This is a genomic window from Bradyrhizobium sp. BR 1433 (assembly GCF_051547665.1).
GTDB lineage: Bacteria > Pseudomonadota > Alphaproteobacteria > Rhizobiales > Xanthobacteraceae > Bradyrhizobium > Bradyrhizobium australafricanum.
Genome location: NZ_JBPUGG010000001.1, coordinates 4,782,327 through 4,802,221 on the forward strand (window position 1 = coordinate 4,782,327; position 19,895 = coordinate 4,802,221).

General features: G+C 65.1%; 14 protein-coding genes and 4 pseudogenes. 11 read left to right on the forward strand and 7 right to left on the reverse strand.

Annotated features, from left to right (window positions below; translation table 11 throughout):
• Positions 1-13: 13 nt before the first annotated feature.
• The 10 genes and pseudogenes from proB (at position 14) to ACSKB9_RS23125 (ending at position 9,618) form a co-directional block, all read left to right on the forward strand.
• A pseudogene (proB, locus tag ACSKB9_RS23080) lies at positions 14-1,166 on the forward strand (glutamate 5-kinase).
• A 111-nt stretch (positions 1,167-1,277) separates the two neighbouring features.
• Positions 1,278-2,570 carry a glutamate-5-semialdehyde dehydrogenase gene (locus ACSKB9_RS23085; RefSeq protein WP_438075983.1) on the forward strand — a complete coding sequence of 431 codons (1,293 nt, stop codon included), beginning with the start codon at positions 1,278-1,280 and terminating at the stop codon, positions 2,568-2,570.
• A gap of 90 nt (positions 2,571-2,660) precedes the next feature.
• A pseudogene (locus ACSKB9_RS23090) lies at positions 2,661-3,238 on the forward strand (nicotinate-nucleotide adenylyltransferase).
• Between the two features lie 186 nt (positions 3,239-3,424).
• Positions 3,425-3,793 (forward strand): ribosome silencing factor, encoded by a 369-nt coding sequence (gene rsfS, locus ACSKB9_RS23095; protein ID WP_016847840.1) that lies wholly within the window; start codon positions 3,425-3,427, stop codon positions 3,791-3,793.
• 50 nt (positions 3,794-3,843) lie between these two features.
• Complete coding sequence (gene rlmH / locus ACSKB9_RS23100; protein ID WP_057020910.1) at positions 3,844-4,326, forward strand: 23S rRNA (pseudouridine(1915)-N(3))-methyltransferase RlmH; 483 nt, start codon at positions 3,844-3,846, stop codon at positions 4,324-4,326.
• A 40-nt stretch (positions 4,327-4,366) separates the two neighbouring features.
• Entirely contained in the window at positions 4,367-5,767 is a 1,401-nt protein-coding gene (locus ACSKB9_RS23105) for a murein hydrolase activator EnvC family protein (protein WP_438075986.1), read from the forward strand.
• Positions 5,764-7,131 carry a S41 family peptidase gene (locus ACSKB9_RS23110; protein WP_438075988.1) on the forward strand — a complete coding sequence of 456 codons (1,368 nt, stop codon included), beginning with the start codon at positions 5,764-5,766 and terminating at the stop codon, positions 7,129-7,131. The genes ACSKB9_RS23105 and ACSKB9_RS23110 overlap by 4 nt, the downstream gene beginning before the upstream one ends.
• Positions 7,132-7,282: 151 nt before the next feature.
• Positions 7,283-8,497, forward strand: coding sequence for a divergent polysaccharide deacetylase family protein (locus ACSKB9_RS23115; protein ID WP_438075990.1), 1,215 nt, complete (start codon positions 7,283-7,285; stop codon positions 8,495-8,497).
• Positions 8,498-8,581: 84 nt separating this feature from the next.
• Positions 8,582-9,085: an RNA pyrophosphohydrolase gene (locus ACSKB9_RS23120; protein ID WP_092087088.1), complete on the forward strand. Its 504-nt coding sequence runs from the start codon at positions 8,582-8,584 to the stop codon at positions 9,083-9,085.
• A 32-nt stretch (positions 9,086-9,117) separates the two neighbouring features.
• Entirely contained in the window at positions 9,118-9,618 is a 501-nt protein-coding gene (locus ACSKB9_RS23125) for an RNA pyrophosphohydrolase (RefSeq protein WP_438075992.1), read from the forward strand.
• On the opposite strand, the gene ACSKB9_RS23130 is transcribed toward ACSKB9_RS23125, so the two are convergent.
• From ACSKB9_RS23130 to ACSKB9_RS23155, 6 genes and pseudogenes are all read right to left on the reverse strand, one after another.
• On the reverse strand, positions 9,576-10,571 hold the full coding sequence (locus ACSKB9_RS23130) for a helix-turn-helix domain-containing protein (protein WP_438075994.1): 996 nt from the start codon (positions 10,569-10,571) through the stop codon (positions 9,576-9,578). The genes ACSKB9_RS23125 and ACSKB9_RS23130 overlap by 43 nt on opposite strands.
• 463 nt (positions 10,572-11,034) lie before the next feature.
• A complete protein-coding gene (locus tag ACSKB9_RS23135) occupies positions 11,035-11,442 on the reverse strand; it encodes a F0F1 ATP synthase subunit epsilon (RefSeq protein WP_028336321.1) in 408 nt (135 codons plus the stop codon).
• A 116-nt stretch (positions 11,443-11,558) separates the two neighbouring features.
• The gene (gene atpD / locus ACSKB9_RS23140; RefSeq protein ID WP_438075997.1) at positions 11,559-13,001 is read right to left on the reverse strand and encodes a F0F1 ATP synthase subunit beta; all 1,443 of its coding nucleotides are present in this window, start codon (positions 12,999-13,001) and stop codon (positions 11,559-11,561) included.
• Between the two features lie 26 nt (positions 13,002-13,027).
• The gene (locus ACSKB9_RS23145) at positions 13,028-13,906 is read right to left on the reverse strand and encodes a F0F1 ATP synthase subunit gamma (RefSeq protein ID WP_092087080.1); all 879 of its coding nucleotides are present in this window, start codon (positions 13,904-13,906) and stop codon (positions 13,028-13,030) included.
• Positions 13,907-13,997: 91 nt separating this feature from the next.
• A pseudogene (gene atpA / locus ACSKB9_RS23150) lies at positions 13,998-15,528 on the reverse strand (F0F1 ATP synthase subunit alpha).
• Positions 15,528-16,088 (reverse strand): F0F1 ATP synthase subunit delta, encoded by a 561-nt coding sequence (locus ACSKB9_RS23155; RefSeq protein ID WP_028336317.1) that lies wholly within the window; start codon positions 16,086-16,088, stop codon positions 15,528-15,530. Before ACSKB9_RS23155 ends, atpA begins: the two are co-directional and overlap by 1 nt.
• 629 nt (positions 16,089-16,717) lie before the next feature.
• Here ACSKB9_RS23155 and ACSKB9_RS23160 point away from each other — a divergent pair.
• A pseudogene (locus tag ACSKB9_RS23160) lies at positions 16,718-17,210 on the forward strand (septal ring lytic transglycosylase RlpA family protein).
• Positions 17,211-17,470: 260 nt separating this feature from the next.
• On the opposite strand, the gene ACSKB9_RS23165 reads toward ACSKB9_RS23160, so the two are convergent.
• Positions 17,471-19,681, reverse strand: coding sequence for a primosomal protein N' (locus tag ACSKB9_RS23165; RefSeq protein ID WP_438076000.1), 2,211 nt, complete (start codon positions 19,679-19,681; stop codon positions 17,471-17,473).
• Between the last annotated feature and the right edge of the window lie 214 nt (positions 19,682-19,895).

A 19,895-nucleotide genomic window follows, 5' to 3' on the forward strand; every position in this document is an offset into this window, starting at 1 on the left:
CCAGACCGAATCCATGAAACGCCCCGCGCTCAAGAACTTTCGCCGTATCGTCGTCAAGGTCGGCTCGTCGCTGCTGGTCGAACTCGCAGGCCGGCGAAGTGCGCGCGTCCTGGCTCGCCGCGCTGGTCGAGGACATCGCAAAGCTGCACAAGCGAGGCTGCGAGGTCATGGTTGTGTCGTCGGGCTCGATCGCGCTCGGCCGCAGCCGCCTGAAGCTGCCGCGCGGCCCGCTGAAGCTCGAGGAGAGCCAGGCTGCCGCAGCGGTCGGCCAGATCGCGCTGGCGCGAATCTGGTCGGAGGTGCTCGGCCATCACGGCATCGGCGCCGGGCAGATTCTGGTGACGCTGCAGGACACCGAGGAGCGCCGCCGCTATCTCAACGCGCGCTCGACGATCGCCAAGCTGCTGGAATGGGGCGCGGTGCCCGTGATCAACGAGAACGACACGGTCGCAACCACCGAGATCCGCTACGGCGACAATGATCGCCTCGCCGCCCGCGTCGCCACCATGGCGAGCGCGGATCTTTTGATCCTGCTGTCCGATATCGACGGCCTCTACACCGCGCCGCCCGCGCTCGATCCCGACGCCAGGCTGATCCCGGTGGTCGAAAGCATCACCTCGGAGATCGAGGGGATGGCCGGCTCGGCCGGGTCCGAACTGTCGCGCGGCGGCATGACCACCAAGATCGAGGCCGCGAAGATCGCGACCACGGCCGGCACCCACATGCTGATCGCATCGGGCAAGATCGAGCATCCGCTTGCTGCGATCGCCGACGGCGGCCGCTGCACCTGGTTCCTGACCCCCGCCAATCCCGTCACCGCGCGCAAACGCTGGATCGCGGGCTCACTCGAGCCAAAGGGCACCTTGACCATCGATGCCGGCGCGGTCGCGGCGCTGCGCGCCGGCAAGAGCCTGTTGCCGGCTGGCGTGATCCGGGTCGACGGCCAGTTCGCCCGCGGCGATGCCGTGGTGGTGCGCGGCCCCGACACCCACGAGATCGGCCGCGGCCTGGTCGCCTACGACGCCGAGAACGCCGAGAAGATCATGGGCCGCTCCTCGCCCGATGTGATGGCCATTCTGGGCATCAGCGGCCGATCCGAGATGATCCATCGCGACGACCTCGTGATCGGCCCGGCCGGGGCGATCCCGCCAAATAGGCCCAAATAACTTGCTGGGCCGAGCGGGCGGCCTGCTGCCCACCTGCCATGCCGGTTCCGCGCCTCGCCACCCTTCAATTGCCATGCTAGAACATGGCCTTAGTCCAAAGCTGGTAGTTTCATGAGCGCCCCCCTGAAGGCGATCGACGGCAACGCCGATCTCACCGCCCTGATGACCGACCTCGCCGCCAAGGCGCGCGCCGCCGCGCGCGTGCTGGCGCTGGCGCCGCCGGAGCAGAAGGAACGGGCGCTCGCCGCGATCGAGCGCGTGATCCGCGCCAATGCGGCGGCCATCCTCGCCGCCAATGCCGAGGATGTCGCCGAGGCGCGTGCGAGCGGCATGACCTCTGCCTTCGTCGACCGCCTGACGCTGACGCAGGCGCGCGTCGCCGGCATGGCCGATGGCGTCGCGACCGTACGCGAGATCATTGATCCGGTCGGCGCCGTCACCGAAAGCTGGCAGCGGCCGAACGGCATGACCATCGAACGCGTCCGCGTGCCGCTCGGCGTCATCGGCGTGATCTTCGAGAGCCGCCCCAACGTCGCCGCCGACGCTGGTGTGCTGTGCTTGAAGTCCGGCAACGCCGTGATCCTGCGCGGCGGCTCGGACAGTTTCCGCTCCTGCCGCGCGATCCATGATTGCCTCGTGCAGGGCCTGCGTGAAGCCGGCCTGCCCGAGGCCGCGATTACCCTGGTGCCGACCCGCGACCGTGCGGCCGTCGGCCTGATGCTGACGGGATTGAACGGCGGCATCGATGTGATCGTGCCGCGCGGCGGCAAGAGTCTCGTCGCACGCGTCGAGGCGGAGGCACGCGTTCCGGTGTTCGCGCATCTCGAGGGCGTCAACCACATCTACGTCGATGCTAGCGCCAGGCTCGATATGGCCAAGGCGGTCGTGCTGAACGCCAAGATGCGCCGTCCCGGCGTCTGCGGCGCCGTCGAGACCCTGCTGGTCGATCGCAACGCTGCCGCGACGCAGCTGAAACCGCTGGTCGAGCTGTTGATCGATGCCGGTTGCGAGGTGCGCGGCGACGACGCCGTGCAGGGCGTCGATGCCAGGGTGAAGCCCGCATCCGACGAGGACTGGGACACCGAATACGAGGACGCGATCATCTCGGCGAGGATCGTCGACGGTCTCGATGAAGCGATTGCGCATATTCATAATCACGGCTCGCATCACACCGATGCGATCGTAACGGAGGATGCCGCTGCCGCGGAAAGATTTCTCAACGAGGTCGATTCGGCGATCGTGCTGCACAACGCCTCGACCCAGTTCGCCGACGGCGGCGAGTTCGGCTTCGGCGCGGAGATCGGAATTGCTACCGGCAAATTCCACGCCCGCGGGCCTGTCGGCGCCGAGCAGCTGACGAGCTTCAAGTACCGCGTCCACGGCACCGGGCAGACGCGGCCGTGATCATTGTCGCACGCGCACGGTAAGCCATTGCAGCAAGCATCGAGCGTGTCGTTATCCGCAGCCCAAGCGCTTCCGTTCTATACCAACGGCATGCGCATCGGGCTGCTTGGTGGCTCGTTCAATCCGCCGCACGCCGCGCATCGCGCCATCAGCCTGTTCGCGCTCAAGCGCCTGCAGCTCGACCGCGTGTGGTGGCTGCTGACGCCGGGCAATCCGCTGAAGAACCATGATGGCCTGCACGCGCTCGCCGAGCGCGCCGAGGCCGCGCGCCGCGTTGCCGACGATCCGCGCATCGACATCAGCTGTCTCGAAGCTGTCATTGGCGTCAGCTACACTGTGGACACGATCATCCACTTGCGCCGCCGTGTCTCCGGCGTGCACTTCGTCTGGATCATGGGCGCTGACAATCTCGCGCAATTTCATCGCTGGAAAGATTGGCGGCGCATCGCGTCCGATGTGCCGATTGCCGTGATCGACCGTCCGCCCAAAGCTTCCGCGCCCTTGCCGCACCGGCGGCGCAGGCGCTCGCGCGCTATCGCATGCCCGAAAATCAGGCGACACGGCTGGCCGACCAGCAGGCGCCGGCCTGGGTGTTCCTGACAGGAATGAAATCCAATCTGTCTTCGACCGGACTTCGGAACCCGGACGGGAGCTGGAGAACGGCATGAAGCGCAAAAGGGTTACTGGAATATTGAAACCATTAACCCCACATGCGTAGTATGGCGCGTGGGGCCGAGGATTCGGCACCCGCGATACAGTGAAAGGAATGGTCCCTGGCCACATCTGTATTGTCAAAGTCTGTTTTACCCAAGGTTCCAAAGACTGCGCGTAAAACATCGACCAAAACCGCGGCCTTGCAGGCGCAACCGGACGCCGACAAACCGGATGCCAACAAGACGCTGAGCCTGATCCTCTCCCGCCTCGAGGACATGAAGGCGGAAGAGACGGTCACCATCGACCTTCGGGGCAAATCCGCATATTCCGACTACATGATCGTCACCACCGGCCGGGTTAACCGGCACGTTGGCGCGATCGCGGAAAATGTGACGAAGAGCCTCAAGGAGAACGGGGTCAAGAACATCCATGTCGAGGGCTTGCCCAATTGCGACTGGGTGCTGATCGATTCCGGCGAGGTGATCGTGCACGTGTTCAGGCCTGAGGTGCGCGAGTTCTACAACCTCGAGCGGTTGTGGACTCAGAACCCGGCGGTCGCGGCGGTCTAAGGGGGTTCGAAGCCGATGCGAATCGGCTGCAGCGCAGCTAGTCTGCGTTGATGCGCCTTGTCGTGATCTGCATCGGCCGTCTGAAACAGGGCCCTGAACGGGAGCTCGCCGAGCGTTATCGCGAGCGCTTTGAGGATATCGGCCGCAAGCTCGGGTTTCGCGGCCTCGAGATCCACGAAATCGCGGAAAGCCGCGCGCGCGACACCGCCGCGCGCATTGCCGAGGAGGCTGCGGCGATCTCCGCATTGCTGCCTGAGAAGCACGCGCTGGTCGCCCTCGACGAACGCGGCAAGAGCATCGACAGTGCGACCTTTGCCCGGCAGCTCGGCCGCTGGCGCGACGAGGGAACAGCACATACTGTCTTCGTGATCGGCGGCGCAGACGGACTTTCGCCTGAATTGCAGCGCAAGGCTTTGTTGCGAATTGCATTCGGCTCCGCGACCTGGCCGCATCAAATGGTCCGCGTCATGCTTTTGGAACAGATTTATCGCGCCGCAACCATTTTGGCAGGCCACCCCTATCATCGCGCGTAAGGCGTGGTGACGGACAGTCGAAACCACTGAACTCACGCGAATGCAGCACAAGCGGGACACAGCTTCGTATTCGGCTTCGCATCTCGGCACCGTCGCGCGCCGCCGCTGGCTGCTGCCGCTGTCGATCGCGATGTTCGCCGTATATCCATTGGCCGCGGCGCACGCGCAAGCGACACCATCAGCGCAGCAATCCACGCCGCCGGCGCAGCAGGCCGCAACCGCGGAGCCATCGCCCGATGCGATCAAGCAGCGCGAGCAGGAACTCGAGGCCGCGCGCGAACAGCAGCGCAAGGCGACCGAGCTGCAGGAGAAGCTGAAGGCCGACATCGCCGCGATCGGCCAGGACCGCAGCAAGCTCAATCAGCAGCTGATCGACATTGCCGGCCAGGTGCGCGGCGTCGAGACGCGGATCGCGGACGCCGAGGCACGCCTGCAGCCGCTCGACGGCCGTGAGCGCGAGATCCGCGCCTCGCTCGATTCACGCCGCTCCGAGGTGATCGAGGTGCTGGCCGCGCTGCAGCGCGCCGGGCGACGCACGCCGCCGGCGCTGCTGGTGCGGCCCGAGGACGCGCTGCAATCGCTGCGCACCGCAATGCTGCTCGGCGCCGTGGTGCCGGAGTTGCGCGTCCGCGCCGAGAAGCTTGCGGCCGATCTCAGCGAGCTGGTGGCGCTGCGCAAGACCATCTCGACCGAACGCGATGCGCTGGCGGCCGACCGCGACAAGCTGAAGGAAGACCAGACCCGGCTGGCGGCGCTGGTCGACGAACGGCAGCGGCAGCAGAGCGCGGCCGAAAAGGACATGGAGGCCGAAGGCGCCCGCGCCATCGCACTATCGAAGCAGGCCGACAATCTGCAGACCCTGATCGCCAAGATGGAGCAGGATATTAAGAGCGCGGCCAAGGCCGCCGCCACCGCCAGCCTCCAGGGAGCGCCGGCGACGGTTAACGGCAAGCCGAATCTGGGGGCGCTCAAGGACCCGGCCCGCATGAGCCCGGCGGTCGCTTTCGCCTCGGCCAAGGGCCTGTTCTCCTATCCCGTGAATGGCACCAAGATTCGCGAATTTGGCGGTTCCGACGGCGCGGGGGGCGTACAAAAAGGCATTTCTTTGGCAGCCAAGCCGGGCGCGCAGGTCACAACCCCGTGTGACGGCTGGGTTGTTTACGCTGGTCCTTTCCGCAGCTATGGACAACTCTTGATCCTCAATGCCGGGGGCGGGTATCATGTCCTGATCGCCGGGATGGAGCGTATTTCGGTAAACATCGGCCAGTTTGTACTTACGGGGGAGCCGGTTGCGACCATGGGGTCGACGTCCCAAGTTGCATCCATTCTCGCGACAAATGCGAGCCAGCCAGTGCTCTATGTCGAGTTCCGGAAAGACGGCACTCCAATCGATCCAGGTCCATGGTGGGCCGCAAATGAAGGCGAAAAGGTTCGCGGATGATGCGCAAGACTTCGGTAATTCTCCTTAGCGCCGCCACCGGCGCGGCCCTGACGCTTTTCGTCACGCAGCCCCGCGCTGTGCTGATGGGATCGAGCGCGCGCGCCGCGACGTCGGACACCTATCGCCAGCTCAATCTGTTCGGCGACGTGTTCGAGCGGGTGCGCAGCGACTATGTCGAGAAGCCCGATGACAGCAAGCTGGTCGAGTCCGCGATCTCCGGCATGCTGTCCGGCCTCGACCCGCACTCGAGCTACATGGACGCCAAGAGCTTCCGCGACATGCAGGTGCAGACCCGCGGCGAGTTCGGCGGCCTCGGCATCGAGGTCACGATGGAAGACGGCCTGATCAAGGTCGTCTCGCCGATCGACGACACCCCGGCCTCGAAGGCCGGCATCATGGCCAACGACATCATCACGACCCTCGACGACGAGGCGGTGCAGGGCCTGACCTTGAACCAGGCCGTCGAGAAGATGCGCGGTCCGGTCAACACCAAGATCAAGCTCAAGATCATCCGCAAGGGCCAGGACAATCCGATCGACGTCACGCTGGTGCGCGACAACATCCGCGTCCGCTCGGTGCGTGCGCGCGTCGAGGCCGATGACATCGCCTATATCCGCATCACCACCTTCAACGAGCAGACCACCGAAGGCCTGAAGAAGGAGATCACCAATCTGCAGGGCCAGATCGGCGACAAGCTGAAGGGCTACGTCATCGATCTCCGCAACAACCCCGGCGGCCTGCTCGAAGAAGCGGTCACGGTGTCCGACTCCTTCCTGGAGCGTGGCGAGATCGTCTCGACCCGCGGCCGCAACGCCGAGGAAACCCAGCGCCGCGCCGCCCATCCGGGCGACCTGACCAAGGGCAAGCCGGTGATCGTGCTGATCAACGGCGGCTCGGCATCGGCCTCCGAAATCGTCGCCGGCGCGCTGCAGGACCACAAGCGGGCGACGCTGGTCGGCACCCGTTCGTTCGGCAAGGGCTCGGTGCAGACCATCATCCCGCTCGGCTCGGGCAATGGCGCGCTGCGCCTGACCACCGCGCGCTACTACACGCCGTCGGGCAAGTCGATCCAGGCCAAGGGCATCGTGCCCGACATCGAGGTGCTGCAGGACGTGCCGGAAGAGCTGAAGGCGCGCACCGACACCAAGGGCGAAGCTTCGCTGCGCGGCCATCTCAAGAACGACGGCGACGAGAAGACCGGCTCGCAGTCCTACGTCCCGCCGGACGCCAAGGACGACAAGGCGCTGAAGATGGCCAACAACCTGCTGCACGGCATCAAGTCGACCTCCAGTGCGCCAGCGGCGCCGGAGGCCGCGCGCGACAAGGCCGCGGTCGACAAGCCGGGCAACAAGGCCGCGAACTGATTTAATCCGATCGATTTCGGCGAACAGGGCGGCCCGCGGGCCGCCCTTTCTGCTTTCGGTGTCCACCTGTAACCGTGCTTTGCCGGGCAGGCCGGCGCGCGGGATTGCACCGCATCGTGCTATCGTTCGCGCTGTTGATTCGGGGAGGGTCATGGCAGAAGCGGCCGACGAACTGAGCACGCCGCTTGGGCAGACGACCGTGGGCAGGACGCGCCGGTTTCGCCTGCCATTCACGGCGATGCAGGCGCTCGCCGTGCTGCTCGGGCTCGTGCTGGTCGGCTTTGTCGGCATCGCGCTGTTCAACGACAACCCGCTCGGGGGCGAGCCGATCGCCCGTGTCACGCTCCGCAATCCTCCGCCCGCCGCCGCTGACGACAAGCACGCTCCAGCCGCCCAGGCGGCGGCCGAACCGGCGGCCAAATCCGCCGCCAAGACCCCGGCCGCAGCCAGTGACGCGAGAACCGTCACCATCATCGACGGCTCCAGCGGCAAGCGCCAGGACGTGGTGATCGGCGCCGGCGATCCGGCCGACAAGGCCGATGGCGATACGCCGCCACTGGCGATGACCGGCATCGATCCGCGCCTGCTGGAAAAGTCACGCTACGGCATGATCCCGGTGGTCGCCGACGGCCTGAAGCCGTTCACGGTCTACGCGGCCGAGGCTGACCGCGCCAAGGCCGCCCGGATGCCCGTGGTCGCCATTGTGGTCGCCGGCCTCGGCGTCGGCGCCGCCAAGACCACCGACGCCATCATGAAGCTGCCGCCGGCGGTGACGCTGGCCTTCACGCCCTATGGCTCCGATCCGGGCAAGCTTGCGGAACGTGCCCGGACCCAGCGTCACGAGATCCTGCTGCAGATCCCGATGGAGCCATTCGACTATCCTGACAACGATCCCGGGCCGCAAACCCTGCTGACCACGCTGAGCAGCGAGCAGAACCTCGACCGCTTCTATTGGCACCTCAGCCGCCTGCAAGGCTATGCCGGGATAGCCAATTTCATGGGAGGCCGGTTCGTTGCGGCCGATCCCGTGATGCAGCCCATCGTCCGCGAAGCGGCCAAGCGCGGCCTGAGCTATTTCGACGACGGTTCCACCCCACGTAGCGTCGCGCAGACCCTCTCAGCGGGCCAGTCATTGCCGTTCGCCAAGGCCGATTTCGCCATCGACGCGGTGCCGACGTCGGCGGAAATCGACCGCGCGCTGGTCAAGCTGGAAACCATCGCCAAGGAACGCGGCACGGCGGTGGGCGTCGCCTCGGCGTTGCCGGTCTCGATCGAGCGGCTCGGCGCCTGGCTCAAGACACTGGACTCCAAGGGCATTATGCTTGTGCCATTGACAACGGCGATGCTGAAATCAAAATCGGGCTAAAGATTCAATCCGTTGGAGCAGCTCGAGACCTTGCCGGGGGGGCCGGGTCGGGCGGCTCCAGAAAATGTGCGAGGTAGCGGCAGCATGGCACGTTATGAAGACCTGCCCTATCGAACCTGCGTCGGCATCATGCTGCTGAATACTGCGGGGCTGGTCTTCATCGGACGCCGCGCGGGCGGCATCGAGCATGTCGACGACGCGCATGTCTGGCAGATGCCGCAAGGCGGCGTCGATCCCGGCGAGGATACGTTTCAGGCGGCGCGGCGCGAGCTCTATGAGGAGACCAGCATCAAGTCCGTGGAGAAGCTCGGCGAGGTCTCGGACTGGCTGATCTATGATATCCCGCGCACCGTCGCCGGCCGCGCCTGGAAGGGCCGCTATCGCGGACAGCGGCAAAAGTGGTTCGCGCTGCGCTTCACCGGCGATGAGAACGAGATCAACGTCGCCAATCCGGGCGGCGGCCACAAGGCCGAGTTCATCACCTGGCGCTGGGAGCCGATGAAGAATCTGCCGGGGCTGATTGTGCCGTTCAAGCGTCCGGTCTATGAGCGCGTCGTGAAGGAATTTTCCGGTCTGGCGGCCAAGTAGCCGACCAGGTCAACGCGCGACGTACCCACCGAATGTCATCAGATAAGCCCTATCGCCCCAATGTGGGCATCGCGCTGTTCAACGCCGACGGACGTGTGCTGATCGGCCACCGGATCAAGGACGACGGTCCGGAGATCGTGCTGCCCGGCCTCGAATGGCAGATGCCGCAGGGCGGCATCGACGCCGGCGAGGATCCGCGCCAGGCCGTGATGCGCGAATTGTGGGAAGAGACCGGGGCGGTCAACGCCGACTATCTCGGCGAGACCGACTGGATGACCTACGAATTCCCCGCCTATGACGGGCCGGCATCGCACCGGCTCGCCAAGTTCCGCGGCCAGCGGCAAAAATGGTTTGCGCTGCGCTTCACCGGACGCGACGAGGAGATCGATCCATTGACGCCGCGCAACGGCCAGCCCGCTGAATTCGATCAATGGCGCTGGGAGCGCCTCGATCGCGTTGCCGATCTCGTGGTGCCGTTCCGCCGCGACGTCTATCGCGCGGTCGCGACCCGGTTCGCGGAATTCGCCGGCTGATCCTGCGGCGGTATGCGCCGCGCGTCGCCCGGTGTCATGCCGTAGGTCGAACGGAAGACGCGATAGAAGGTCGCGATGCTGTCGAAGCCGCACGAGAATGCGATCTCGTCGATGCTGCGTTCCCGTATGGCGTAGAGCGCACGCCTCGCCGCCTTCAACCTTGCCGCCGTCAGCGTCCGCGCAAATGACAGGCCGGTCGGCTCGAACAGCGCATGCAATTGCCGCAGTGAAATGCCGAGCTCGGCGGCAACCGCGGCCGGCGTGAGCGAGGCGCGATGCAGGTCGCGGTACAGAATTTCGCGGGCGGCATGAAGGTAGCCCGCATGCAGCGCGGCACGGATCTCGTCCTGGCGTGGCCGCACGCGTCCGCGCGCGAGCAGCGCCAGGCGCACCATATTCGCAACGTCGTCGGCGAACTGCCCGGCTTGCGCGAGATCTCGCGTCATTGAGCGGAACATGGCGCCGACAAGCCGGGTCAGGCTCGCATCACGCGCCAGCGCGACCGGCGGCGCATCCTCGATCCGCGCGCCGAGCACGAGCTCGTCGGTGACCGGGATCTTGAGGCTGAAGAAGTCAAAGCCGTCGGTCCGTTCGGGTGTCGAGGCAAACGGAAGATTGGAATGGCCGAACACCAGGTCGCCGTTGCGCACGAACTGGACACGATCGCGACCGATATTCATGTGGCCGGGGCCGCGCACCTGCCAGGCGAGATGCAGGCTGTTGCTCGGAACGCGCGCGATGTCGGATGCGGTCCGGCTGACGCGGTAGGAGGAAGCCGACATTTGCGCGAGCACGGCACTGCCCACCGGCGTCGCGGAGAAGCGCCCGCGGAAATCGGCCCTCTTGTCGCGCTCGAGTTCGATCGTGACCCCGAACAGGCTCTTGCCGCGCACCTCGCACCAGTGCTCGAAACGGTCCTGGGGGCGGAGAGCATCGGTGGTGAAGGTCAGCACGGCAGCTTGTCCGTTATGTCAGGAATGAAATCGCGATGCGGTCGGGCCGTATCGTCATCGCGCTGCAGCTTGTCATTTGTGCGCGATCCCTGCTGTAAGCTGCTTCACATATTTGCAGGTCGTTCGGTCGGGCTGACCGCGAAGAAGCGACTTGTCGAGAAGAGGCGAGCCGCCGCAGCGTCGCTTCCTCATCGTCGGCAACCAATCGGCCCTGACTTGCAATATCGGCCGCGAGGATTGCTGCGACCTTACGCTTCATGAGTAGCGGCCCCCGAACCCAGATATGCCGAGGAGAATGCCGCCAGACGATCCCGCGCGCAATAAGCATTGAACGCTCACCACGGCGTGGCGAGCGTTGAATTATTCAAGCCTTCTCAGGCGATGATCGAAAAAGTGTGAGCTATTCCACTAAGGGGCCGGCTCACTCGACATGGCGGCGCGATCGCCGGTCGGCAACCGCGCCTTAGTGCATAGCCGTCGTGTTGAGCTCTTGCTGGATGCTCTTGAAGTGGTCGAGCCGCTCGATCGCGTGGTCGAGCTCGGAGCCCTCCTTCTCGGCGAGCTTCTCCTGCATCTCGTTGATCGTCTCGGCGAACTTCGCGCGATCGATGTCCGCAAGCGCGGTCGCGACGTCGGCGAGCACGGTGAGGCCCTTGTCCGAGACCTCGGCGAGGCCGCCGAGCACGATCACCTTCTCGCGCTTGCCGGCGGTCGTGATCGTCAGGATGCCCGGACGAACCGTGGCGATGACCGGAGCGTGTCCGGCGAGCACACCGAAATCACCCTCCACGCCGGGGACGTCAACCTGATCGACCTCGCCGGAGAAGGCGAGCTTTTCGGGAGAGACGAGATCGAAGTGGAAGGTGGCCATGGTGTTTCCGTTCTTTGCGCTGTCACCCGCGGGCTCGACCCGCGGGTCCATCAATCAAAATACTGCTCGTGCGATGGATCGCCGGATCAAGTCCGGCGATGACGACATCCCAAAGCTTAAGCGGCTTCGGCCGCCAGCTTCTTGCCCTTCTCGACGGCTTCTTCGATGGTGCCGACCATGTAGAACGCCGCTTCCGGCAGATGGTCGTACTTGCCCTGACAGAGATCGCGGAAGCCCTTGATGGTGTCGGCGAGGTCGACGAACTTGCCCGGCGAGCCGGTGAAGACTTCGGCGACGTGGAACGGCTGCGACAGGAAGCGCTCGACCTTGCGGGCGCGGGCGACCGTCAGCTTGTCCTCTTCCGACAATTCGTCCATGCCGAGAATGGCGATGATGTCCTGCAGCGACTTGTAGCGTTGCAGGATCTGCTGGACCATGCGCGCGGTGTTGTAGTGCTCGTCACCGACGACGAGCGCCGACAGCATGCGCGAGGTCGAGTCGAGCGGATCCACCGCCGGATAAATGCCCTTTTCCGAGATCGCGCGCGACAGCACCGTGGTGGCGTCCAAGTGCGCGAACGAGGTGGCGGGCGCCGGGTCGGTCAAGTCGTCGGCCGGCACGTAGATCGCCTGCACCGAGGTGATCGAGCCCTTCTGGGTGGTGGTGATGCGCTCCTGCAGCGCGCCCATGTCGGTGGCGAGCGTCGGCTGATAACCCACCGCCGAAGGAATACGGCCGAGCAGCGCCGACACTTCCGAACCCGCCTGGGTGAAACGGAAGATGTTGTCGACGAAGAACAGCACGTCCTGGCCCTGGTCGCGGAAGTGCTCGGCAACGGTGAGACCGGTCAGACCGACGCGGGCGCGGGCGCCCGGCGGCTCGTTCATCTGGCCGAACACCAGCGCGCACTTCGACTTCACGCTCGGATCCGGGTTGTGCGGATCGGCGTTGACCTTCGATTCGATGAACTCGTGATAGAGATCGTTGCCTTCGCGGGTGCGCTCGCCGACGCCGGCGAACACCGAGTAACCGCCGTGCGCCTTCGCGACGTTGTTGATCAGTTCCTGAATCAGCACGGTCTTGCCGACGCCGGCGCCGCCGAACAGGCCGATCTTGCCGCCCTTGGCGTACGGAGCAAGAAGGTCGACGACCTTGATGCCGGTGACGAGGATTTCGGCCTCGGTCGACTGGTCGGTGTAGGTCGGCGCTTCCTGATGGATGGCGCGCACGCCGTCAGACTTGATCGGGCCGGCTTCGTCGATCGGCTCGCCGATGACGTTGATGATGCGGCCGAGCGTGCCCTCGCCGACCGGCACCCGGATCGGTTCGCCGGTGTCGGTCACTTCCTGGCCGCGCACCAGACCTTCGGTGATATCCATCGCGATGGTGCGGACGGTCGATTCACCGAGATGCTGCGCGACTTCGAGCACCAGACGGTTGCCGCCGTTCTTGGTCTCGAGCGCATTCAGAATCGCCGGAAGGTGGCCTTCGAACTGCACGTCGACCACGGCGCCCGTGACCTGGGTAACGCGACCGATCGGATTGGCTGCTGTAGCCATGGACTGTTCTCCTTCGAAAATCTGCCTTAGACCGCCTCAGCGCCGGAGATGATCTCGATCAGCTCCTTCGTGATCTGGGCCTGACGGGTTCTGTTGTAAATCAGGGTTTGCTTGCGAATCATCTCGCCGGCATTGCGGGTCGCGCTGTCCATCGCGCTCATCTGCGCGCCATAGAACGAGGCGTTGTTCTCCAGCAGCGCGCGGAAGATCTGCACCGCGAGGTTGCGCGGCAACAGGCTGCCGAGGATCTGGTCTTCCTCAGGCTCGTATTCGTAGGACGTGGAGGGCGCCGCATTGGCCGCGGGCGCAGCCACCTCGAGCGGGATGATCTGCTGCGCGGTCGGGATCTGCGCGATCACCGACTGGAAGCGCGAGTAGAACAGCGTGCAGACATCGAACTCGCCGGCCTCGAACCGCGCCAGCACCTTCTGGGCGATATCCTCGGCATTGACGAAGCCGATCTGGCGCACCGAACGCAGGTCGAGATGCTCGACGATGCGCTTCTCGAAGGTCCGCCGCAGCTGCTCGTAACCCTTGCGGCCAACGCAGAAGAACTTCACTTCCTTGCCCTGCGCGAGCAGCGCGTTCGCCCGTTCGCGCGCCAGGCGCACGATGGCGGAGTTGAACGCGCCGGACAGGCCGCGCTCGCCGGTGCAGACCAGAAGCAGGTGCACCTGATCGTTGCCGGTGCCGGCGAGCAGCGCCGGCGCGCCGGGCGTGCCGTTGGCTGCCGCGGCGATGTTGGAAATCACCGCATCCATCTTGGTGGCATAGGGCCGCGCCGCTTCGGCGGCGTTCTGCGCGCGACGCAGCTTCGAGGCTGCGACCATCTGCATGGCCTTGGTGATCTTCTGCGTCGCCTTGGTCGAGGCGATGCGGACCCGCATGTCTTTTAGTGACGCCATTCTTCGTTCACCCCGGCGATCCGACCACAATGGTCAGATCGCAAGCCTCCGTTCGTCACGCCCGGCGGCGAGCCGGGCGACGCCCCATTCGTTATGCAAACGTCTTGGCGAAACCTTCGACCACCGTCTTCAGCTTGGCGGCGGTGTCGTCGGACAAATCGCGGCTGGTGCGGATCGCATCGAGGATGTCGGCGTTCTTGCCGCGCAGCAGCGACAGCAGGCCGTCCTCGAACGCCTTGACCTTGTTGAGCGGCAGCGGATCGAGATAGCCGTTGGTGCCGGCCCAGATTACGCAGACCTGCTCTTCCATCTTCAGCGGCGAGAATTGCGGCTGCTTCAGCAGCTCGGTCAGGCGCGAGCCGCGGTTGAGCAGGCGCTGGGTCGAGGCGTCGAGGTCCGAACCGAACTGCGCGAACGCCGCCATTTCGCGGTACTGCGCGAGCTCGCCCTTGATCTTGCCGGCGACCTTCTTGGTCGCCTTGGTCTGCGCCGACGAACCGACGCGCGACACCGACAGACCGACGTTCACGGCGGGACGAATACCCTGGAAGAACAGATCGGTTTCCAGGAAGATCTGGCCGTCGGTGATCGAAATCACGTTGGTCGGAATGTAGGCCGACACGTCGTTGGCCTGGGTTTCGATGACCGGCAGCGCCGTCAGCGAGCCCAAACCATGCTCCTTGTTGAGCTTGGCGGCGCGCTCGAGCAGGCGGGAATGCAGGTAGAACACGTCGCCCGGATAGGCCTCGCGGCCCGGCGGGCGGCGCAGCAGCAGCGACATCTGGCGATAAGCGACGGCCTGCTTGGACAAGTCGTCATAGATGATCACGGCGTGCATGCCGTTGTCGCGGAAGTACTCGCCCATGGTGCAGGCGGTGAACGGCGCGATGTACTGCATCGGCGCCGGATCGGACGCGGTCGCCGCAACGATGATCGAGTATTCCAGCGCGCCCTGCTCTTCGAGCACCTTGACGAACTGCGCGACGGTGGAGCGCTTCTGGCCGATCGCGACATCAGACGCAATACAGCTTGAGGTTCTCGTCCGGCTGGGCGTTGAGCGGCTTCTGGTTCAGAATGGTGTCGAGCGCGATCGCGGTCTTGCCGGTCTGGCGGTCGCCGATGATCAGCTCGCGCTGGCCGCGGCCGATCGGGATCAGCGCATCGATCGCCTTGAGGCCGGTGGCCATCGGCTCGTTCACCGACTTGCGCGGAATGATGCCGGGCGCCTTGACGTCGACGCGCTTGCGTTCGGTGGCCTGGATCGGGCCCTTGCCGTCGATCGGGTTGCCGAGCGCGTCGACGACGCGGCCGAGCAGACCCTTGCCGACCGGCGCGTCCACGATCGCGCGGGTGCGCTTGACGGTCTGGCCTTCCTTGATCTCGCGGTCGGCGCCGAAAATCACGATACCGACGTTGTCGGTTTCGAGGTTGAGCGCCATGCCGCGCGTGCCGTTCTCGAATTCGACCATTTCACCGGCCTGAACGTTGTCGAGACCGTAGACGCGGGCGATACCGTCACCGACCGACAGCACCTGGCCAACTTCGGTGACCTCGGCTTCCTGGCCGAAATTCTTGATCTGGTCCTTGAGGATCGCAGAAATTTCTGCGGCGCGGATGTCCATCAGCCTGCCTCTTTCATCGCGTTCTTGATCGAATTGAGTTTGGTGCGAAGCGAACTATCCACCATGCGGCTGCCGAGCTTGACCACCAGGCCACCAATAATGGAGGGATCGACCTTCACGTTGAGCGCGACGTCCTTGCCCGTCACTGATTTCAGTGCGGCCTTCAGCGCGTCGAGATTCTTGTCACTGAGCTGCTCGGCGACGGTGACTTCCGCAGTCGCCTCGCCCTTGAACTTCGCCACCAGCGCGCGATAGGCGCGGATCACATCGGCAACGGCGAACAGCCGGCGATTGGCGGTGAGCACCTTGAGGAATTTGGCCGACGTACCGGCGATGCCGGCCTTGTCGAGCACCGCGGTCAGCGCCTTCAGCTGGGCGTCCGCGGCAAACACCGGGCTGCGGACGAGGCGCTTGAGATCGGCGCTCTCGTTGAGCATGGCCTCGAACTTGTCGAGGTCGGCCCGGACTTGGTCGACGGATTGCTCGTCGCGCGCCAACTCGAACAGGGCCGTTGCGTAACGACCGGACACTCCCGAAACGGACGGATCTTCAGCTGCCACGAGCTCGCTCTTTTTTGCTGTCAAATTCGCAAGGGAAAAACCGTCGCCACCAAAGCAGCGCCTAGCGATCCAAGCCCTTGGAATTCAAGCGGGACTTCGATTTTCGACCGGCACAGGACGTGCCGGGACCGTTAAAATCGCGGCTTTGCTAACATAGCAATCGCGCAGGTGCAACATGACGGCATCGTGAGTGCCGCCTTGTCGCATGCGCTTTTTGCCGACCGCAGCCGGTGGCCGAACCGGAAAGTTTGGCGCGCGGAAATGCGGCGCGCCGAACCCGATTCGCGCCGCAACGATTTTGTTCCATCGAAATTTGCATAGGCCTATGGCCGAGCGCGCAGGGAACTCCGGACGGGCTGCGGTTTCATTTGGCGATTACTTACCGAAAACTTACCGTCGCCTCGATAATCAGTATTGGCAAGTATATTGGTCGTTAAAAATTGGTTAAACAGCAAGATTACGGAACCTCGATTGACTACCCCAAGGCGGTAACAAGATATTTCAGCACGAGATAATCCGGATTTACTGCCCAATTCGTGCCTCATTGGGAAACCAAACGGCCTTGGTCAACGAAGGGACGGGGGTTCCACTTGCCGCGTTAGCGGCAATACTGTCTGAGGGTCTTATCAATGCTGAATATCAAGAAGGCGGCGGGCAACGTAACCCGCTCGCGTACGGCGCTTGCTTTTGTAGCCGCAACTATTCTGGTCGGGGGCAGCGTGACCGAGGCGTCCGCGAAGTCCCGGCACCACCATCATCGCCACCACCATCATCACCACGCCCGCGCCGAAGGCTCGTCCTGGCGCGACGCCAATGCATCGATCCAGCCGTCCGGCGGCCACTCGTTCTCGGGGATGGCCTCCTTCTACGGCAATGAGTTCGGGCAGCCGCACCGCTTCCGGCCAGCGCTTCAACCAGAACGCCATGACCGCGGCCCACCGCTCGCTGCCGTTCGGCACCAGGCTCCGCGTCACCCATGGCGGCCGCAGCGTCGTCGTCACCATCAACGATCGTGGCCCGTTCATCCGCGGCCGCGTGCTCGACCTCTCCACCGGCGCAGCACGCGCCATCGGCCTGACCGGTGCCGGCGTCGGCCGCGTCACCGCTGAGGTCGTCTCGTAAGCGCCTTCAGTAAGCGTTGCGTTGCGTAACGGCCGCGAGGCCTGCTTCGCGCCAAAAAATGGCCTGCCGTCGCAAATGACGGCAGGCTTTTTCTTTTGCGGGCTGCGGCCGCCAGCCTGCGTCATTGCGAGCCACCCGGTCGGCGCGAAGCGCCGCCGGATGACAGGCTCCGCGAAGCAATCCATGGACCCGCATGCGCGGAGCGATGGATTGCTTCGTCGCTTTCGCTCCTCGCAAATGACGGTCAAGATTGAAGCTGCTTACAGAAAGCTCTGCGGATCGACGTCGACCTCGAGCTTCAGATTGCCCTTGGTCTTGGGACCTGCATCGAGCCATTCGCGCAGATATTGCGACAGGTCGACATTGCGGAGCGACTTCACCAGCAGGCGGAAGCGATAGCGGCCCTTGATGACGGCGAGCGGCGCCTCGGCGGGGCCGAGCACCTGAATCCGCTCGTCGAGCGGCGCCACCGCGGCGAGCTTGCGGGCAAACCCTTCCGCTGTCGGACGGTCGCCGGCGGAGACGATCAGGCTCGCCAGCCGGCCGAACGGCGGGTAGCCGGTGCGCTCGCGAATCTCGATCTCGCTGGCATAGAACGCCTCGCGGTCATTGGCGATCAGGGCCTTGATCACCGGATGCTCCGGCTGATGGGTCTGCAGAACGCCGACGCCGCGGCCCTGCTCGCGGCCGGCGCGGCCGACCACCTGGTTCAGCAGCTGGAACGTCCGCTCGGCGGCGCGCGGATCGCCATTGCTCAGGCCGAGATCGGCGTCGATGACGCCGACCAGATTGAGCCGCGGGAAGTTGTGGCCCTTCGCCACCAGCTGGGTGCCGATGATGATGTCGACGCGGCCCTCGGCGATCTCGTTGAGCTCGCTGCGCATGGTCTCGATCGAGGTGATGAGATCGCTCGACAGCACCATCGTCCGTGCCTCGGGGAAGATGTGGGCGGCCTCCTCCTGCAGGCGCTCGACGCCGGGCCCGACCGCGACCAGCGATTCCTCGGCCGCGCAATGCGGGCAGATATTCGGCCGCGGCATCGAGAAGCCGCAATGATGACAGACCAGCCGCTGCCGGAACCGGTGATCGACCAGCCATGCATCGCAGATCGTGCAGGCGAAGCGGTGGCCGCAGGCCCGGCACAGCGTCAGCGGTGCATAACCGCGGCGGTTGAGGAACAGCAGCGCCTGCTCGCGGCGCTCGATGGCATGGCGGATCTGCTCGGCCAGTACAGGCGAAATGAAGCGGCCGCGCGGCGGCGGCGCGCGGCGCATGTCGATCGCCTCGATATGCGGCATGTGCTGGCCGCCGAACCGCGACGGCAGCGCCACGCGCTGGTAGCGCCCCTTGCGCGCATTGACCTCGCTCTCGACCGACGGCGTCGCCGACGCCAGCACGATCGGAATCTTTGCGATATGGGCGCGGACCACCGCCATGTCGCGCGCGTGATAATGCGCGCCGTCGTCCTGTTTGTAGGCCTGGTCGTGCTCCTCATCGACGATGATGAGACCGAGATCGGCATAGGGCAGGAACAGCGCGGAGCGGGCGCCGACCACGACCGGCGCCTTGCCCTCGGAGATCGCGGCCCAGTTGCGCGCGCGCGTGCGCGGCGTCAGCTCCGAATGCCACTCCAGCGGCCGCACGCCGAAGCGCTGCGCGAAACGGTCAAGGAACTGGCCGGTCAGCGCGATCTCCGGCATCAGGATCAGCGTCTGCTTGCCGCGGCGGATATTCTCGGCGATCGCCTCGAAATAGACTTCGGTCTTGCCGGAACCGGTGACGCCGTCGAGCAACGCGACGTGAAAGCTGCCGCTCGCGGCCAGCGTCCGCATCACGTCGACGGCGCTGCGCTGCTCGCGCGAAAAATCCGGCTGCGCGTAGGAGGGATCCGGAACGGGCGGCGGTGCCGGCGGCGGCATCGCCTCAACCGTCAGGGTGCCTTCGTCGACCAGGCCGTCGATCACGCCGGAACTGACGCCGGCCTCCCGGGCCGCCTCCGACTTGCCGTGCAGCAAGCGGTCCGACAGCACCTCGATCACCCGCCGGCGCGCCGGCGTCAGGCGCCGCGGCGGCTCGCCGACCAGCCGCACGCCGAGCCGCATCCGCTCCGGCCCGAGATTTTCGCCCATCCGCAGCGTCATCCGCAGCACCATGCCGCGTGCCGACAGGGTGTAATTGGAGACCCAGTCGACCAGCTGGCGCAACTCCGGCTTCAGCGGCGGAACATCGAGCTTCTCGCTGACGTCCTTGAGCCGGTTGTGCAGCCGCGGATCCGGATTGGCGTTTTCCGCCCACACCACCGCGACGACCTCGCGCGGCCCGAGCGGCACGCCGATCACGTCGCCCGGCGCAAGCTCCATGCCGCGCGGAACGCGGTAGGAATAGGTCTGGTTCAGCGCGACAGGCACCAGCACGTCGACGACACGTATCGTCGATGCAGAGGCTGGGCCGGGGCGCGTGGTATGGTCCATTGAATCAGAAACCTTGAACCCGAGCGGGCTAGAGATTTGGTTTCTGATTGAATCAGAACCAAATCTCCAGCTTCTTGTTTTGACGCGTTTTCTTCACGCGAACCGGCGTCCACTTCGCTCGAAAACGCTCTACCACCGCTTCGCGCCTTAGCGAACGGTAAACGAAGGCAGTGCGATATAATCAGGAGATGAGCAGCGCCAATAGCCCTTAAGA

Bases quoted from the DNA above. Each gene is read 5' to 3' on its own strand.
- ACSKB9_RS23085 (WP_438075983.1), top strand. From the start codon at position 1,278: ATGAGCGCCCCCCTGAAGGCGATCGACGGCAACGCCGATCTCACCGCC.
- rlmH (WP_057020910.1), top strand. From the start codon at position 3,844: ATGCGCCTTGTCGTGATCTGCATCGGCCGTCTGAAACAGGGCCCTGAA.
- ACSKB9_RS23105 (WP_438075986.1), top strand. From the start codon at position 4,367: ATGCAGCACAAGCGGGACACAGCTTCGTATTCGGCTTCGCATCTCGGC.
- ACSKB9_RS23110 (WP_438075988.1), top strand. From the start codon at position 5,764: ATGATGCGCAAGACTTCGGTAATTCTCCTTAGCGCCGCCACCGGCGCG.
- ACSKB9_RS23115 (WP_438075990.1), top strand. From the start codon at position 7,283: ATGGCAGAAGCGGCCGACGAACTGAGCACGCCGCTTGGGCAGACGACC.
- ACSKB9_RS23120 (WP_092087088.1), top strand. From the start codon at position 8,582: ATGGCACGTTATGAAGACCTGCCCTATCGAACCTGCGTCGGCATCATG.
- ACSKB9_RS23125 (WP_438075992.1), top strand. From the start codon at position 9,118: ATGTCATCAGATAAGCCCTATCGCCCCAATGTGGGCATCGCGCTGTTC.
- ACSKB9_RS23135 (WP_028336321.1), bottom strand. From the start codon at position 11,442: ATGGCCACCTTCCACTTCGATCTCGTCTCTCCCGAAAAGCTCGCCTTC.
- atpD (WP_438075997.1), bottom strand. From the start codon at position 13,001: ATGGCTACAGCAGCCAATCCGATCGGTCGCGTTACCCAGGTCACGGGC.
- ACSKB9_RS23145 (WP_092087080.1), bottom strand. From the start codon at position 13,906: ATGGCGTCACTAAAAGACATGCGGGTCCGCATCGCCTCGACCAAGGCG.
- ACSKB9_RS23165 (WP_438076000.1), bottom strand. From the start codon at position 19,681: ATGGACCATACCACGCGCCCCGGCCCAGCCTCTGCATCGACGATACGT.